6 protein-coding genes are annotated in these 16,633 nt (G+C 74.4%); 2 read left to right on the forward strand and 4 right to left on the reverse strand.

Features of this window, described 5'->3' with window-relative positions; all coding sequences use genetic code 11:
• From C1I95_RS10580 to C1I95_RS10595, 4 genes are all read right to left on the reverse strand, one after another.
• Window positions 1-1,176: Gfo/Idh/MocA family oxidoreductase (locus C1I95_RS10580; RefSeq protein ID WP_111213638.1), on the reverse strand; the 1,176-nt coding region annotated here is incomplete at its 3' end.
• On the reverse strand, window positions 1,173-2,246 hold the full coding sequence (locus tag C1I95_RS10585) for a saccharopine dehydrogenase NADP-binding domain-containing protein (protein WP_111213622.1): 1,074 nt from the start codon (window positions 2,244-2,246) through the stop codon (window positions 1,173-1,175). The genes C1I95_RS10585 and C1I95_RS10580, both read right to left, overlap by 4 nt.
• Entirely contained in the window at window positions 2,243-7,441 is a 5,199-nt protein-coding gene (locus tag C1I95_RS10590; protein WP_111213623.1) for a non-ribosomal peptide synthetase, read from the reverse strand. Before C1I95_RS10590 ends, C1I95_RS10585 begins: the two co-directional genes overlap by 4 nt.
• Window positions 7,438-13,911 (reverse strand): non-ribosomal peptide synthetase, encoded by a 6,474-nt coding sequence (locus tag C1I95_RS10595; RefSeq protein WP_199523687.1) that lies wholly within the window; start codon window positions 13,909-13,911, stop codon window positions 7,438-7,440. Before C1I95_RS10595 ends, C1I95_RS10590 begins: the two co-directional genes overlap by 4 nt.
• Before the next feature lie 229 nt (window positions 13,912-14,140).
• Between C1I95_RS10595 and C1I95_RS10600 the strand changes: the two genes are divergently transcribed.
• Complete coding sequence (locus tag C1I95_RS10600; protein WP_111213639.1) at window positions 14,141-14,872, forward strand: 4'-phosphopantetheinyl transferase family protein; 732 nt, start codon at window positions 14,141-14,143, stop codon at window positions 14,870-14,872.
• Window positions 14,872-16,569, forward strand: a complete 1,698-nt coding sequence (locus C1I95_RS10605; RefSeq protein WP_111213625.1) for an MFS transporter — start codon at window positions 14,872-14,874, stop codon at window positions 16,567-16,569. Before C1I95_RS10600 ends, C1I95_RS10605 begins: the two co-directional genes overlap by 1 nt.
• The last annotated feature ends 64 nt before the right edge of the window (window positions 16,570-16,633 follow it).

Here is a 16,633-nt window from a genome sequence, read left to right on the forward strand (position 1 = left end):
GGCCACCGCTGCGCCGGTCACCGCCGATCCGCCGGATCCGCCCGCCGGGTCGGTCACCGCGGCGTCGCCGGACGCTGCCAGGGCCGCCAGGTCGGCGGCGCCGAGCATTCGGGGCGGCTCGGCACTGACCAGCTCCGGCGGGCCGAGGATCGCGGTCAGTTCCTGCCACAGCTGGCACAACGTCAGGTGGTACTGGCCCTGCCGCAGCGGGTCCTCGCCCCGCTCGACGGTGTCCCGCAGTGTCCAGAGTGCCCGGCGTACGCCCTGCGGCCAGGTGGTGCCGAACACCGTGTCGTAGTGCGGCACCTCGGTCGGGCCGAGGGTGACCGCGCTGGGGGTGCTGGTGTCGCGCAGGCCGGCGAAGTGCGGGTCGGCGCCGATCCCGGCGACCTCCCGGGGAAAGTCGGGCCGGGCCGTCCACACCGTCGGGCCGTGCGTGCCGACCAGGGTGAGGTTGCCCGCCTCGGTGCCGATCGTGATCCGGTGCATCAGGTGGGCGTAGTTGTCGGGGTCGGCCGGATCCATCTGGTTCTGCACCCGCAGGGTGACCGGCACCCCGGCCAGCACCCCGTCCAGGCTGCGGAACGGCAGGTCGAGACTGGTCGCCGTGGTGACCGTGGCGGGCAGCGCCGGCAGCTCGGTGAACCGCCACGGCCGTACCCCGCCGAGCGCCTGGCCGAGCAGGTCCAGCAGCGAGTACGCCAACTGGAAACCGCACGCCACGTCGAGGTAGCGGGGCGGCTGGCGGCGCAGCAGCTCGCCGGCCGCGCCGAGGAACCGGCGAACCGGGGTGATGTGCCGGTAGAACGGGTTGAGCTGGTACACCACCTTGTGCCGGCGGGCCTGCCGCAGGCAGCGGGCCAGCTCGTCGTGGTGCAGCGGGTGTTCCTGGAGCACATGCAGGCCGCGCGCCATCAGCTCCATCGCCAGCTCGGAGCCCCGGCCGCCGAGCAGGCCACCACGGATCACCACGCAGGCGATGTCGATGTCGTCGGGCAGTTGGTCCACCGCCGTGTAGAGCGGCACCCCGTAGTGCGCGGCGCAGGCGCGGGAGCGGTCGCTGCCCCCGGCGAGGACGCCGGCGAGCTGGAAGCTCGGGTCCGCGTTGCGGAAGGACTCCAGGTAGACCTGGCCGAAGCGGGTGCCGCAGACGACCACCCGGGTGGGTCGGTTCAAATCACGTCCTCCTCGTAGCAGTCGGCGGCGGGGACGTCCGCCACGACGGCGGCGAGCAGCACCGCCGGCGCCGCCGTCAGCTCGTCGAAGGTGGCGACCGGGTCGAGCACCTCGGCGGCGTGCCACACGCCCGGCGGCACCGCGCCGGCCAGCACGGCCCGGGCCGTCACCGCGGCCACCGCGCCGGTGAGGTCGCTGGCACCGGTGCCACGCACCACCGCCGTCCGGCCGCCGCCCGGCCCGTCCAGGGTGACCACCAGGCTCTGGTACGGGCGTTGCCCGAACAGGTCCAGCTCGGCGGCCCGGCACAGCCGCTCGGCGGCCCGGCGGTGGCCGCCGTCGTCGGCTGAGGGCACGGCGCGCAGCGCCGCCAGCACCCGCTGCCCGGCGAAGACCGAGTACCACTCGACCTGCCGCAGGCCGAGCGCGGCGGCGACCCGGGCCGTCTCCGTGCTCAGGTACGGCTGCGCGGTGACCGGCTCGGCGAAGAACGGCACCGCCAGGTCGGTGACCGGGCTGAGCGCGCCGGGCACCACCCGGCCGTCCCGCCAGGCCGCCGACGGCCAGCCGAAGCTGTCGTCGGCGGCGACGTAGTCCACGGCGGCGGTCAGGGTGAACCGGTCCCGCCCCCCGACGTACCCGGTCAGCCGCTCACCGTCGGGCAGTTGCGCGGCGAGCAGCCGGGGCAGCAGCCCGGACAGGCCGGGCATCATCCCGGCGGACACCACCGCGACCCGCGCGGCGTCGCCGGTGGCCGCCGCGACCGCCGCGTACAGCGCGTCGTCGCCGGCCGCGTCCACATAGTCCGCGCCGGCCACGGTGGCCGCCCGGGCGACCGTGTCGACCAGGTCGATCGCCGGACCGGCGCAGTTGAGCACCACCCGGGCACCGGCGCAGAACCGGGCCAGGTCGGCCGGGTCCCGGGCGTCCACGGCGACCGGTTCGACCCCCGCGACGTCCGGGGGACGCCGGGCACCGGCCCGCAGCGGACCGACGTGCCACGAGCGCAGCAGCTCCAGCGCGGCCCGGCCCACCGCGCCGGAGGCGCCGAGCACGGCGACCGCGGTCACCGGGCCGGCTCCGGGTCGGCGGCCAGCGCCGGCCCGGCCGCCTCCCCCAGCACTGTCCGGTGGTCCCCGTCGACGTCGACGGTACGCAGGTCACCCAGGCACAGGTCGGCCCAGAACTCCAGCCCCTCGGCGTCGTACGGCACCTCGCCGGTGGGCCGTACCACGGTCAGGTCGCCGGCGTACAGGGTCGGTTCGTGCCGGACCGTCGCGGCCAGGCGGGCGGCGAAGTCCTCGTCGGGTGCCCCGCCGCCGGTCTCTACCCGGTACACCGTCGCGGCGTCGCCGGCGGTGGCCGGCCGCCACGGAGACACCAGCACCAGGGCGTCGACCTGCCCACCGGCCTCGGTCAGCGACCGGGCCACCTCCAGGGCCAGGGTCGCGCCGAGGCCGTGCCCGACCAGCCGGACCGCCGGATGACCGGCGGCGGCGATCAGCCGGGCCTGCTCGGCGGCCACCCGGGGCAGGTCGTCGGCGGCGCCGGCGGCCAGCCCGAGCACAGGACCGGTCGCCGCGAGATGCGGCACCAGCGGCGCGTACCCGTCGACCGTGCCGGCGCAGCCCGGCACCAGCACCCATGGGATACCAGCAGCCTCGTGCAACACGGTCAGTCCGCCCGCGCGGGGCGCCGATCCGGCGGCCGGCGACGCGGCGGCCGGTGCCGCCGACTCCGCCTCGATGTGCCCGGCGAGCGCCGCCACGGTGGGCTGCTCCAGCACCTGGCGCAGCAACTGGTCGAAGAAGAGGCCGGCCGCCTGCGGGACCTCCTCCAGGATCCGGCCGGTGATCTGCGCCGCGACCAGCGAGTCACCGCCGAGTTCGAACAGGTTCTCGTCCCGACCGACCCGGGGCACCCGCAGCGCCTCGGCCCACACCGCGGCGATCCGGCGTTCCAGGTCGCTGCTCACGGCGCTGGACGTGGTGGCCGCCGTCGTCCCTCGCGCCGGCAGCCGGCGCCGCAGCGCCGCCCGGTCCACCTTGCCGTTGGCGTTGAGCGGGAAGCCGTCCACGATCTGCACCACCGCCGGAACCATGTACTCCGGCAGCCGCTGCCGCAGGTGCCCAGTGACGTCCTCGCGGGAGATCCGGACCCGGTCGGTCTTGAACCGGGCGGCCAGCACACACATGCCCAGTTCGGCGATGAAATCGTCCGGTTCGGGCAGGCACAGCGGCTCCGCCGCGCCCGCCTCGGCCAGCACGTCCAGCCAGGACCGGCGGTCGAGGAAGACCTGCTCGGTGCCCCGACGCAGGTCGGTGAAGTCGGCGGTGGCCTCGTCCACCCGGACCAGCAGCTCCAGCGAGGTCATGATCTGGTGGTGGTCGCGGGTCATCTCGCAGGCCACCAGCCAGCCCTGCGGGGCGAGCACCCCGCGCAGCCGCTCCAGCGCCCGGCCCACGTCGGCGCTGGCGTGCAGCACGTCGCCGGCCACCACCACGTCGAAGGAGTTCGCCGCCAGACCCTGCCCGACCAGGTCCTGGTCGATGTCGACCGCCCCCAGGCGCAGGCCGGGCCGCTCACCGAAGCGGGTACGCAGTTCGTTGACGAAGAACGGGGACAGGTCGGTGGCGAGGTAGTCCACCTCGTGGCCGTCCAGCGCGGCGAGCACCGCGGCGGTGGTGCCCCCGGCACCCGCGCCGATCTCCAGCACCCGCAGCGCACCCGGCTCGATCCGCTGTTCGGCGATCCGCCGCACCAGGGCGCCCGCCGCCTCGTTGGCCCACCGGTTGAACAGGGTCCGCTCGTAGAGCCCCTGCGACACGTCCACCCGGCCCTGCGGGAACAGCAGCGCCAGCGGGTCGTCCTCGCCGCGCAGCAGGGCGGGCAGCTGGGCGGTGCTGGTCCGGAAGTAGTCCAGCAGCTCCCGGTCCTCGGCGTCGGCGAGCCGCTCCACGGCCTGCCACTGCCCGGCGGTGTCCGCCGCCGCACCCGCCACGGTCAACCCGTACCGGCCGGCGTCGTCGCGGTCGAGCAGGCCGGCGCCGGTGAGCGCGCGCAGCCACCGCCGCACCAGCCGATGGTGGCGGGGCGCCACCCGGGCGGCGTCGAGGATCTCCGCCAGCGTGTGCCGGGACCCGTCGGCGGCGAACAGGCCCGCCGTACGGAACGCGTCGACCATCGCCGGCAGCGCCACGTCGTCCAGCCGGTGGGCGTACGCCAGATAGCGCTCGCGGTCGACGCCGGCCAGCGTGCCGTCGGCGTCGGCGCAGGCCGCCGCCCCGAGTTGCCGCGCGGTCGCCGCGTCGTGTCCGGCCTGCGTGGCGGTCACCGCTCGGCTGGCCGGCTCGACGAACGCGGCCAGCCGGCGCTCCAGCGGGGTGTCCCCGTCGACCACCACGGCCGCGCCGGCCACCCCCGGGTGCGCGCCCAGCGCCGACTCGATCTCGGCCAGCTCGATCCGGTACCCCCGGATCTTCACCTGGAGGTCCTCCCGGCCGAGGAACTCGATGGTGCCGTCGGGCAGGTACCGGCCGACGTCGCCGGTGCGGTACAGCACCTCGCCGGTCTCCGGGTGCACGACGAACCGCTCGGCGGTGCGCTCGCGGTCGTTCAGGTAGCCCAACGCCAGCCCGGCGCCACCGATGTACAGCTCGCCGGTGACCAGGTCCGGACGCGGGCGCAGCGCCCCGTCGAGGACGTGGAAGCTCTGGTTGGTCAGCGGCCGGCCGTACGGGATGCTGCGCCAGATCGGGTCGACCTGCTCGACCGGGTACCAGATCGACCAGATCGACGCCTCGGTCGCACCGCCCAGGCTGACCACCCGCAACCCGGGCACCCGGGCCCGGATTTGGTCGGGCAGCGCCACCGGGATCCAGTCGCCGGAGAGCATCGCCAGCCGCAGCCCGCCGGCCGGCGTCGCCGGGGCGGCGACCAGGTAGTCGTGCAGCATCTGCAACTGGGCGGGCACCGAGTTCCACACCGTCACCGCGTGCGAGGTGACCAGCTCCGCCCAGTGCGACGGGTCGCCACGACGCCCCGGATCGGGCAGCACCACCGCGCCGCCGACGGACAGCGGGCCGAAGATGTCGTACACCGACAGGTCGAAGCCGAGGTTGGACAGGCCGAGCACCCGGTCGTCGGGGCCGACGTCGAACCGCCCGTTGATGTCGAGCACGGTGTTCAACGCGCCCCGGTGATTGATCATGACGCCCTTGGGCGTGCCGGTGGAGCCGGAGGTGTGGATGACGTACGCCAGCTCCTCCGGGTCGCCGGAGCCGTCGACCGGGTGCGGCTCGCCTTCCGGCAGCGTGTCGACCGCGAGCGGCCGCAGCCCGTCGGCCCAGCCGTCCCGGTCGACCCAGGACTGGGTCAGCGCGCAGCGGATGCCGGCGTTCTCCAGGATGGTCCGCCGCCGCGCGGCCGGCTGCGACGTGTCCACCGGCACGTACACGCAGCCCGCGAGCAGCGCACCGAGCACCGCGACAACCTGCTCCCAGCCCCGGTCCATCACCAGCGCGACCAGTTCCTGCCGGCGGCAGCCGGCGGCGGTCAGCGCCTCGGCCACCCCGGCCGCCCGGCCCAGCAGCTCGGCGTAGCTGAGCGTACGGTCGGCGGCGATGACGGCCGGCCGGTCCGGGGTGCTCAACGCCTGCAACACCACCCGGTCGTGCAGCATGCCGGCGGGCAGCGGCGCCTGCGTCCGGTTGGCCTCGGCCCGCCGGTCGAGCGACGCCGGAGACGGCTCCGGGTGCCCGGTACGGCTCCACGCGTCGTCGTCGGCGGCCAGCCGGTGCAGCAGCGCCTCGTACCCGGCGAACATGTCGTCGACCACCCCGGGCGGGAAGACGTCCTCCCGTACGTCCCAGTTGGACACCAGGCCACCGTCGCGCTCGATGTTCTGGCAGTCGATCCAGACCTGCGGCGTCTGGCTGATGCCGTAGCCCAGCTCGCCCAGCGGCGCGCCGTCGGCGGCGGCCCCGGCGTCGGCGATGCCGATGGCGCTGGTGAACACCACCGGGAACAGCGCCGCCTCGGCGCCCTGCCGGCGGGCGATCTCCCGCATCACCTCGATCCCGCTGAACGTGCGGTGGTCCAGGTCCTCCCACAGCTGCGCCTGCAGGTCGCGGGCCCGCTCGGCGAAACGGCGGGTCGGGTCGGCGTCGACCGCCAGCAGCTCCACCGAGGTGAAGTCGCCGACCAGGGCGTTGACCTGCTCGTGCAGCGGCATCCGGTTGAGCAGCGTGATGTCCAGGGTGAACCGGGACCGGCGGCTCCACGCCGCGATGGCGTCGGCGTACGCGGCCAGCACCGCCCCGGACGGGCTGATGCCGTGCCGGCCGGCCCGCTGGCGCAGCCCGTCCCAGACCTCCGGCGACAGCCGGGTCTCCCAGCGGCGGAACCGGCCCTCGCTGTCGGCCGGGCGGGCCACCGTGGGCAGTTCCGGCGCGGCCGGCAGGTCGTCGAGGCGGGCCAGCCACCACTGCCGGTCCCGCTCGTGGCGCGGGCTGTCCCGCACCGCGCGTTCGGCCAGCTGGTAGTCGCGGAAGGTGAGCTCCAGCGGCGGCAGCGGCTGGTCCGGTCGGTGATAGAGCCGGTGCAGCTCGTCCAGGACGACCTGCACGCTGATGAAGTCGGCGATCAGGAAGTCGATCGACACGTGCAGCACGGCCCGGCGGTCGGCCAGGGTGATCCGGGCGGCGAACAACGGCCACCGGTCGGGGGTGTGCACCAGGTGGTCCATCTCCGCGCGGACCGCGCTGACGCCGGCCTCGACCACCGCGTCGGGGCGGCCGGTCAGGTCGATCACCGGCACCTCGAACGGCGGCACCTGCGGCAGCACCCGCTGCGCGCCGTCGGCCTCCACCACGGCGCGGAGCATGTCGTGCCGCTCGATCAGCGCCCGCCAGGCGGCGGTCATCCGCGCCGGGTCCAGCTCCGGGTAGACCAGTTCGCCGTACCCGTGGCAGGCGACGCCGCCGTAGGCGAACGTCTCCCCCCGACCGAGCAGGTACGCCGCCTGCACGTCGGTGACCGGGAACGGTTCGTGCCGGCGGTCCGGGTCGGGCACCAGGGCGACGCTTCCGGCGCCGTCGTCGAGGTGGGCGACGATCTCGTCGCGGCGGGCGCGCAGCGCCTCCCGGCGGGCCGTTGTCATCGCCCCCTGCGGGGCCCGGAAGCGCAGCTGACCGGCCTCCAACCAGATTCGTACCCCTACGCTCTCCAGCTCGGCGAGCAGGTCACCGGCGGACGACTGACTCATAAGATGCCCTCCTCGAAGTCACCGGGTTCCACCGCGCGGCGGTGGGCGTCGAAGACGTCTGCCAGCTGCGCCACGGTCGGCGCCAGGAACAGCTGCCGCAGCGACAGCTCCACCCCGTGCCGCTGCCGCAGCGTCTCCACCAGCCGGGTGGCCAGCAGGCTGTCACCGCCCAGGGTGAAGAAGCTCTGCTGCCGGCCGATCCGGTCGCAGTCGAGCACCTCGGCCCAGATCTCGGCGAGGAGCTTCTCGCTGTCCCCGCGCGGGCTCTCGTCGGGCCCGTCGTCGGGGTCGGCGGCCAGCTGCGTGGTCAACGCCCGGCGGTCCACCTTGCCGTTGGCGGTCAGCGGCAGGGCCGGCACGCCGGTGACCCGTTCCGGGACCATGTAGCTGGGCACCCGTTCGGCCAGGAACCCGACCAGCGCCGCGCCGTCGACCGGCTCGCCGGCGGCGACCACGGCCAGCGCCAGCCGGCGGTGGGTCCCCTCGCCGACGGTGAGCGCGACGGCCCGGGCCACCCCCGGGTACGCCTCGGCCGCCGCCTCGATCTCCCCCAGCTCGATCCGGTGTCCCCGGATCTTGACCTGGAAGTCGACCCGGCCGAGGAACTCCAGCGTGCCGTCCGGCCAGTAGCGGCCGAGGTCGCCGGTGCGGTACCAGCGGTGCCCGTCGACGGTGACGAACTGCCGGGCGGTGGTCTCCGCGTCAGCCCGGTAGCCGTTGGCCACCCCGGCGCCGCCGATCCACAGCTCCCCGGGCACCCAGTCGGGACAGTCCCGGCCGTGCGGGTCGACCACCCGGTAGCGCTGGTTGCGCAGCGGCCGGCCGTACGGCACCGACCGCCAGTGCGTGGGCACCTGGTCCACCTCGCAGGCGTTGGACCAGATGGCGGCCTCGGTGGCGCCGCCCAGCGCCACGAACCGGGCCTGCGGGCACCGGCCACGCAGCCGGCCGGGCAGGTCCAGCCCGACCCAGTCGCCGGAGACCAGCACCAGCCGCAGCGCCAGCCCGTCCGGGTCGGCCGCGACCAGGAGCATGTCCAGCAGGGCCGGCACCGAGTTCCACACGGTGACCCGGGCGCGGCGGGCCTGCGCCGCCCAGCTGCGCGCCTCCCGCCGGTCCTCGTCGGTCACGCAGACCACCGCGCCACCGGCGGAGAGCAGCCCGAAGAGGTCGTAGACGGACAGGTCGAAGTCGAGCGCCGAGATGGCGAGGACCCGGTCGGCGGGGCCGACCCCGTAGCGGGTGTTGATGTCGTCGACGGTGTTCAGCGCGGCCCGGTGGGTGATCTCCACACCCTTCGGCTCGCCGGTGGAGCCCGAGGTGAAGATGACGTACGCCAGCTCGTCCGGATCGACCTCGACGGGTGCGGACAGCGGGGTGGCGGGGGTGTCCGGCGCGACGACCGGATGTGCGGTGGGCAGGCCGGGCTGGGCGACGACGGCGCGAGCCCCGGCCCGGGCGTAGATCCGGTCGCGTCGCTCGGCCGGCTGGTCGACGCCGACCGGGACGTAGCGACCGCCGGCGGCGAGTACGCCGAGCACGGCGGCGACCTGGTCGACGCCGCGGGGCAGGGTCACCGCCACCGCGTCACCGGCGGCGACGCCGTGCTCGCGCAACGCCCCGGCGATGCGCAGCGCCCGGGCGGCGAGTTCGCCGTAGCCGACCTCCGTGCCGTCGGCGGTGACCACCGCCGGGGCGTCCGGTGTGGCGGCGGCGTGCGCGAAGAAGCCGGTGTGCAGCAGCCCGGACGGCAGCGGGCCGGCGGTGTCGTTGACCGCGTCGCGGACCTGTCGCTGCGCTGCCGGCAGCGGTGGCGGGGCGGTGGCGTCCCAGTCCGCCGTGGTCAGCCAGGTCAGCAGCGCGCGGTACGCGTCGAACATCGCGTCGAGCAGCCCGGCGGGGAACAGTTCCTCGACCGAGTCCCAGTTGTAGACCAGGCCACCGTCGCGCTCCATCACCTGGTTGTCGAGCCATACCTGCGGGGTCTGCGAGATGCCCCAGACGAGTTCGCCGAACGGGAAGGACATCTCGCTCATGCCACCGGCGACGCCGAGGGCGCTGGTGAACACGACCGGCATGCTCACCGCGCCGCCCTGCTGCCGGCGGGCGAGTTCGCGCAGCACCCACAGCGCGGACACCGAGTCGTGGGCCATGCCCTCCCAGACCTGCTCCTGGGTCCGCCGGACCACGTCCAGCCAGCTGTCGTCCGCCCCGGCCCGGTACGCGACCAGCAGCAGCGAGGTGAAGTCACCGAGGATGTGGTTGATGTCGGGATGCACGTCGCGCCGGTTGAACAGGGTGAAGTTGACGGTCAGCTCGCCGCGTCCGCTCCAGGCCGACAGCACCTCGGCGAAGGCGGCGGCGAGGACGCTGGCCGGCGTCACACCGTGCCGGCGGGCCTGTTCGGTCAGCCGCCGCCACTGCCCGGGGTCGAGTCGGTCCTCCCGGCGGTGGAAGCGCGGGGCGACCACGGTGGCCGGGTCGACGGCCAGCGGCAGCGGCGGCGCGGGCGGCAGGGTGTCCAGGCGGTCCAGCCAGTACCGCTGGTCCGTGGCCGTGGCCTCCGGGTCGGCCGGGGCGGCGAGGACGTAGTCGCGGAAGCTCACCCCGACCGGGCGCAGCGTCGCCGCCGGGTCGCGGTAGAGGGTGGTCAGCTCGTCGAAGAAGATCACGATGCTGAGCGCGTCGAGGACGATGTAGTCGAAGCTGAAGCCGATGCGGACCCGGCCGTCGCCGTACCGGACGGCGGCGATCTCCAGCAGCGGCCACCGACCCGGGTCGGGGATCCGGTGGGCCATCCGCTCGCGCAGGTCACGCAGTGCCTCGTCAACGCCGTCGCGCACGGTGACCCGGAACCGGTCCACCTGGGCCAGCACCCGCTGGTCGCCGTTGTCGTCGAAGACCGCGCGGAGCATGTCGTGCCGCGCGACGAGCTGGTTGGCGGCGTCCTCCAGCCGGGTGAGGTCGACGTCGGAGCCGTCGAACTCCCAGTACCAGTGTGAGCCGACGCCGCCCAGGGCGAAGTCGCTGCTGCGTCCGAGCCAGTAGGCCCGTTGCACGTCGGTGGGCGGGAAGGGCTCGTACCGGTGCGCCTCGTCCGGGCGCAGCGCCGAGGGGGCGGGCCGGTCCGTGCCGGCGCGGCGCAGGGTGGCGGCGAAGTCGGCCAGCACCGGGGTGGCGAACAGCTGCCGCAGGTTCGCCCCGTCGAGTCCGGCGGCGGCGAGCAGCGCCATCGACCGGGTGGCGACCAGGCTGTCCCCACCGGCGGCGAAGAAGCTCTGCCGCCGACCCACCGCCGCGACGCCGAGCAGGTCGGCCCAGATCCGGGCCACCTCGCGTTCGATGTCGCCGACCGGGGCTTCGAGTTCCGTCGGTGCGGGTCGGGCCGCCTCGACGAGCCGGGCGACCGCCCGCCGGTCGACTTTCGCGTTGGCCGACAGCGGGAGCTGGTCGGTGAGCACCAGCCGTTCGGGCACCATGTAGCCGGGCACCAGTCCGGCCAGCCAGTCGCGCAGCGCGGCCGGGTCCACGTCGGTGTCGGCGGTGACGACGGCGGCCAGCTGTCGGGGCGTGCCGAGGGCCACCGCGACCGCCCGGCCGACCGCCGGGTGCCGTTCCAGGGCGGTCTCGATCTCGCCCAGCTCGATCCGGTGCCCGCGGATCTTGACCTGGGCGTCGGCCCGGCCGAGGAATTCCACGACGCCGTCCGGGTGGTAGCGGGCCAGGTCGCCGGTGCGGTACCAGCGCACCCCGTCGATTTCGCGGAACTGCGCGGCGCTGCGCTCGGGGTCGCCGCGGTAGCCGTCGGCCACCGAACGTCCGCCGATCCACAGTTCGCCGGGGACCCAGTCCGGCCGGTCCCGACCGGCCGGGTCGGCCACCCGCATGAGCTGGTTGGCCAGCGGCACGCCGTACGGGACCGAACGCCAGGTCGCGGGCACCGGCACCGGCACCACCTGCACGGTGGAGTGGATCGCGGTCTCCGTGGTGCCGCCCAGCGCCACCAGCGTCGCGGCCGGGGCCTGCGCGGCCAGCCGGCCGGCCAGGTCGAGCCCGACCCAGTCACCGCCGAGCAGGGCCAGCCGCAGCGGCAGGTTCGGGTCGCTCCCGGCGGTGAGCAGCATGTCCAGCAGCGCCGGGACGGACTGCCAGACGCTGACCCGGTGCCGGCGTACCAGCGCCCGCCACCGCTCGGCGTCGCGCCGCTCGTCCTCGGCGACGCAGACCACCGCCCCGCCCGCGCCGAGCAGGCCGAACATGTCGTAGACCGACAGGTCGAAGTCGAGGGCCGAGACCGCCAGGACCCGGTCGTCGGGGCCGACCCGGAACCGCCGGTTGATGTCGTCGATGGTGTTGACCGCGGCCCGGTGCGGCACCTGCACGCCTTTCGGCTCGCCCGTCGAGCCGGAGGTGAACAGCAGGTAGGCCGGGTCGTCGTCACTGCCGGCGGCCGGGTCGACCGGCGGGAACGACCGGTCGGCCAGGTCGACCACGCACACCGAGGTGGGCAGGTCGGGCAGCGGGCCGCCGGCAACCACGTGCCGTACCCCGGCCACCGCGTGGATCCGGGCCCGGCGGGCGGCCGGCTGGTCGACGCCGACCGGCACGTACACGCCGCCGGCGCGCAGCACCGCCAGCACGGCGACCACCTGCTGCGGTCCCTTCTCGACGGTGACGGCGACCGGGTCGCCGCGGCGTACTCCCTGGGCGACCAGCGCACCGGCGACCCGGTCGGCCCGGTCGGCGAGTTCGCCGTAGCTGAGCAGCCCGTCGGTGCCCCACAGCAGCGCGGGCCGGTCCGGCTCGGTGCGGGCGCGGGCGAAGAAGTCGTCGTGCAGCCGGCGACGACGCACCGGCCGGCCGGTGTCGTTGGCCGCCGCGCGGATCTGCCGGGTCGGCTGTGGCAGCAGTTCCGGCAGGGCACCGGACCAGTCCGCGTCGTCGTCCAGCAGCCAGTCCAGGATCTTGAGGTACGCCTCGAACATCTGCCCGATCAGGCCGGGCGGGAACAGTTCCTCGACGCAGTCCCAGTTGACGAACAGTCCGTGTTCGCGCTCGGTGACCTGCACGTCGAGCCACACCTGCGGGGTCTGCGACATGGTCCAGCCGGGCGCGCCGAAGCTGTCGCGCACCTCGGCGTCGAACAGTTCGCCGAGGCTGAGTGCGCTGGTGAAAACCACCGGGGCGCCGACGGGGGTGCCGCCGCGCCGGCGGGTCAGGTCGCGCAGCACGTCCACACCGGTGTAGCCGGGGTGGGCGGCGTCGGCGCGCATCCGCTCCTGCACGGCGCGGGCGAACGCGACGAAGTCGTTGCCGGCGCCGGTGTCGACCTCGAGCAGCAGCAGGTTGGTGAAGTCACCGACCAGGTGCGCGACGTCCGGGTGGACCGGCTGGCGGTCGTAGAGCGGCAGGTTGAGCAGGAAGCGCGGGGCGGCGCTCCACCGGCCGAGGACGTGACCGAAGGCGGCCAGGAACAGCACCGGCAGGGTCAGCCCGTGCGACCGGGCCCGCCGCCCGAGCCGTTCGACCTGCTCCGGGGAGACCCAGTGGTGGTGCCGGACCACGCGCTGGCCACGGACCTGCTGCGGGTCGACGGCCAGCGGCAGCTCCGGCGGGCCGGGCAGCTCGGGCAGCCGGGCCTGCCAGTGCGCCCGGTCGGCGTCCCGCTCACCGCCACGGCGCTCGGCCAGGGTGGCCCGGTAGCTCGGGTAGTCCAACTCGACCGGCGGCAGTTCGGCGTCCGGGTCCCGGTAGAGCTGGGCGAGGTCCGACATCAGGATGCGGAAGCTGTGCGCGTCGGCCACCAGCATCTCGATGTGCACGTGGCATCGGGTGCCGCCGCCGGGCAGCAGCGACAGCTGCACGTCGAAGACCTCGCCGCGGGCCACGTCCAGCCGCCGGTGCGACAGCCGGTCGCGCAGGTCGAGCAGCGCCCGTTCGGCCGCGTCGGGGTCGGTTCCGCGCAGGTCGTGCACGGTGAGGCCGGGCCAGGGGCTGGCGGCGAGGATGCGCTGCCGGCCGTCGTCGTCGAACCGGGCGCGCAGCATGCCGTGCCGGCGCAGCAGCGCCCGGACGGCGGCCTCCAGTCGGGCCGAGTCCACCTCGGTGCCGTCGAACTCGTTGTAGAAGTGCGCGCCGACCCCGCCGAGGGCCTGGCCGTCGCCCCGGCCCACCCAGTACGCGTGCTGCATCGGGGCCAGGTCGAACGGCTCGGCGGCGTCGACGACGGACAGAGGCGGGTCGTCCGGCACCGCCGCACCGGCGGGAACCCGGTCGGCGACCATCCGCCACCAGTCGTCGAGGGTGCGGCCCTCGATCAGTTCCGCGAAGCTGACCGTCACGCCCCGCTGGTGCCAGCGGCCGACCAGTCGCATCACGCCGATCGAGTCGAGGCCGAGCTGGAGCAGGTCGGCGTCGGCGGCGACCGTGCCGGGTGGTTCGCCGAGGACCGCCGCGATGTCGTCCCGCATGCCGTCCCGGGTGAAGGGTCGCGTGTGTTCGGCCTCAACGCCCAATCTGGGTCTCCCCTGTCCGACGGAGTCCTCGCGTCACTCCCACACGAGTCTGTGCCGACGCCAAGGTAACAAGCGAGCCCGGGTACGTACAGTAGAAAGAACAATCTACTTACAATAAGCTCCACACACGACGAACGACGATCGGTCGGGCTCACCGGCGACCGGCGGAGAGGTGGGATCCGCGATGGCGACCGGCCTACCCGTCGAGGGCACCTGCCAGGTCTGGTGGACCCCGGTCGCGCTCCCGGACGAGCCCACCCTGCACGCGCTGCTCGTCGCCGGGGAACGCCGCCGGCACGCGGAGTTCGGCGATCCGCACGGACGCGCGGCGTACCTCACCGCACGGGCGGTGACCCGGCTGGTGCTCGCCGGCATGCTCGGCACCCCGGCGTCCGAACTCGACTTCGCGGCGGTCTGCCGGCAGTGCGGCGGGCCGCACGGCAAGCCGGTGCTGCGTTCACCGTCGGCGCCGGTGACGTTCTCCGTCTCGCACTCCGGGCGGTGGTGCGTGGTGGCGTTCACCGTGCGGACCGAGATCGGCGTCGACGTCGAACGGATCGCGCTGCGCGGCGGCACGCTCCCGCTGCGCGCCCTGGCCCCGACCGAACGAACGGTGGTCACCGGCCCCGGCGTCCGGGACCGGACGACCGCCTTCGTCCGCTACTGGACCAGGAAGGAGGCGCTGCTCAAGGCGACCGGCGACGGGCTGAGCATCGACCCGGCGACGATCACCGTGACCGGACCGGACCAGCCGGCCGCCCTGCTGCGCTGGGACGGCACGCCCACCCCGACCGACCCACCACACCTCACCGACCTGGCGGCACCCACCGGGTACGCCGCCGCGCTGGCCGGTCTCGGCCGGCCGCTTGTCGTGTCCTACCACGACGGCGGAGCACTTCTCAGGAAAGGGATCTGATGTCTGACGACACCCGCACGTCGTCCGGTGCCGACACCGCCACGGCGGCGGCGCCCGCGCCGGCGCCGCCCGACGAGTTCGTCCCCCCGATCACCGGCCGCAAGCGCACCCTCGCCCTCGTCGTGGTGCTCACCGGGTTCGTCCTGGACCTGCTCGACATCACCATCGTCAACGTGGCGCTGCCGTCCATCCGGGACGGCATCAACGCCACCGCCTCCACCATGCAGTGGCTGGTGGCCGGGTACGCGCTCGCCTTCGCCTCGACTCTGATCATCTCCGGCCGGCTCGGCGACATCGTCGGCGTACGCCGGATGTTCCTGATCGGCGTCGCCGGCTTCACCTTCACCTCGCTGCTGGCCGGCATCGCCCAGACCCCGGAGCAGCTGATCGTGCTGCGCTTCCTGCAGGGTGCGATGGGCGCGGTGATGGTGCCGCAGGTCTACACCCTCATCCAGCTGCTCTACGCGCCGAAGGAACGCGGCAAGGCGTTCGCCGCGATGAGCGCGGCGCTGGCCTTCGGCACGGTGGGCGGCCCGCTGGTCGGCGCGCTGCTGACCACCGCCAACGTGGCCGGCCTGGGCTGGCGGTCGATCTTCCTGGTCAACGTCCCGATCGGCATCGCCGCCTTCATCGCCGCACGGGCCCTGCTGCCCGAGTCGGCACGCCGCCGGGACCGGCTCGACCTGGTCGGCGCGGCACTGATCACGGTGGCGGTGCTGCTGATCGTCTACCCGCTGGTGCAGGGCCGCGAACAGGACTGGCCCGTCTGGACGTACGCCAGCATGGCCGGCGGCCTGGCCGTCTTCGCGGTGTTCGTGCTGCACCAGCGGGCCCGTACCGAATCGCCGCTGGTGCCGATGTCGCTGTTCCGGCACCGCTCGTTCAATTCCGGCCTGGTGGTGGTCTTCCTCTTCCAGGGCGCGGTGATGTCGTTCTTCCTGGTCATCACGATCTACCTGCAGATCGGCGTCGGCTTCAGCATCCTGCGCGCCGGCCTGTCCGGGCTGCCCTGGGACATCGCCGTGCCGCTGCTCGGCTGGCTCTCCGCCCGGGCGATCACGCCCAAGCTCGGCCGGGTCGGCCTACAGATCGGACTGCTGCTGCTGATCGGCAGCATGCTCTGGTTCATGTGGGTCATCCACGCCACCCCGCAGGTGTCGATCTGGCAGCTGCTCGCGCCGATGTTCGTCGGTGGCGCCGGCATGGGCATGACCTTCCCGCCGCTGATGGGCTACTCGCTGCACGACGTGCCGGGCGAACAGGCCGGATCCGCCTCCGGGGTCGTCAACGCCAACTACCAGATCGGTGTCACCCTGGGCATCGCGGCGTGCGGCACGCTGTTCTTCAGCCTGCTGGCCGTCCAGGCACCGGCGGCGGTCGACGACGTGGCGCCGCGGCTGCGCGCCGACCTGGTCGCCACGGGCGTCTCCGACGCCCAGGCCGGCCAGATCGGCGAACGGTTCCGCGACTGCCTCACCACCCAGCTCCACGCGGCGGACCCGACGCTGGCCCCGGCCGGCTGCGACAGCGCGAGCCTGGCCGCCGGTGGCGGGGACACCACCGCCCGGGTCATCGAGGAGCGGGCGTTCGAGACCAGTCAGGTCAGTTTCCAGCGGGCGATGGTCGGCACGCTCTGGTACAGCGTGATCAGCTTCGCGCTGGCCCTGCTGGGCAGCTTCCTGCTGCCCCGCCGCTGAGCGGTCCGCTCATGACGCGGCCCCGGCCCACCGTCATCGGTGGGGCCGGGGCCGCGGGTCGGAT

This window comes from Micromonospora craterilacus (genome assembly GCF_003236315.1).
GTDB lineage: Bacteria > Actinomycetota > Actinomycetes > Mycobacteriales > Micromonosporaceae > Micromonospora > Micromonospora craterilacus.

What these genes read in the sequence shown, in the direction of transcription:
- C1I95_RS10595 (WP_199523687.1), bottom strand. Translation starts at nt 13,911, where the DNA reads ATGCGGGACGACATCGCGGCGGTCCTCGGCGAACCACCCGGCACGGTC.
- C1I95_RS10590 (WP_111213623.1), bottom strand. Translation starts at nt 7,441, where the DNA reads ATGAGTCAGTCGTCCGCCGGTGACCTGCTCGCCGAGCTGGAGAGCGTA.
- C1I95_RS10605 (WP_111213625.1), top strand. Translation starts at nt 14,872, where the DNA reads ATGTCTGACGACACCCGCACGTCGTCCGGTGCCGACACCGCCACGGCG.
- C1I95_RS10600 (WP_111213639.1), top strand. Translation starts at nt 14,141, where the DNA reads ATGGCGACCGGCCTACCCGTCGAGGGCACCTGCCAGGTCTGGTGGACC.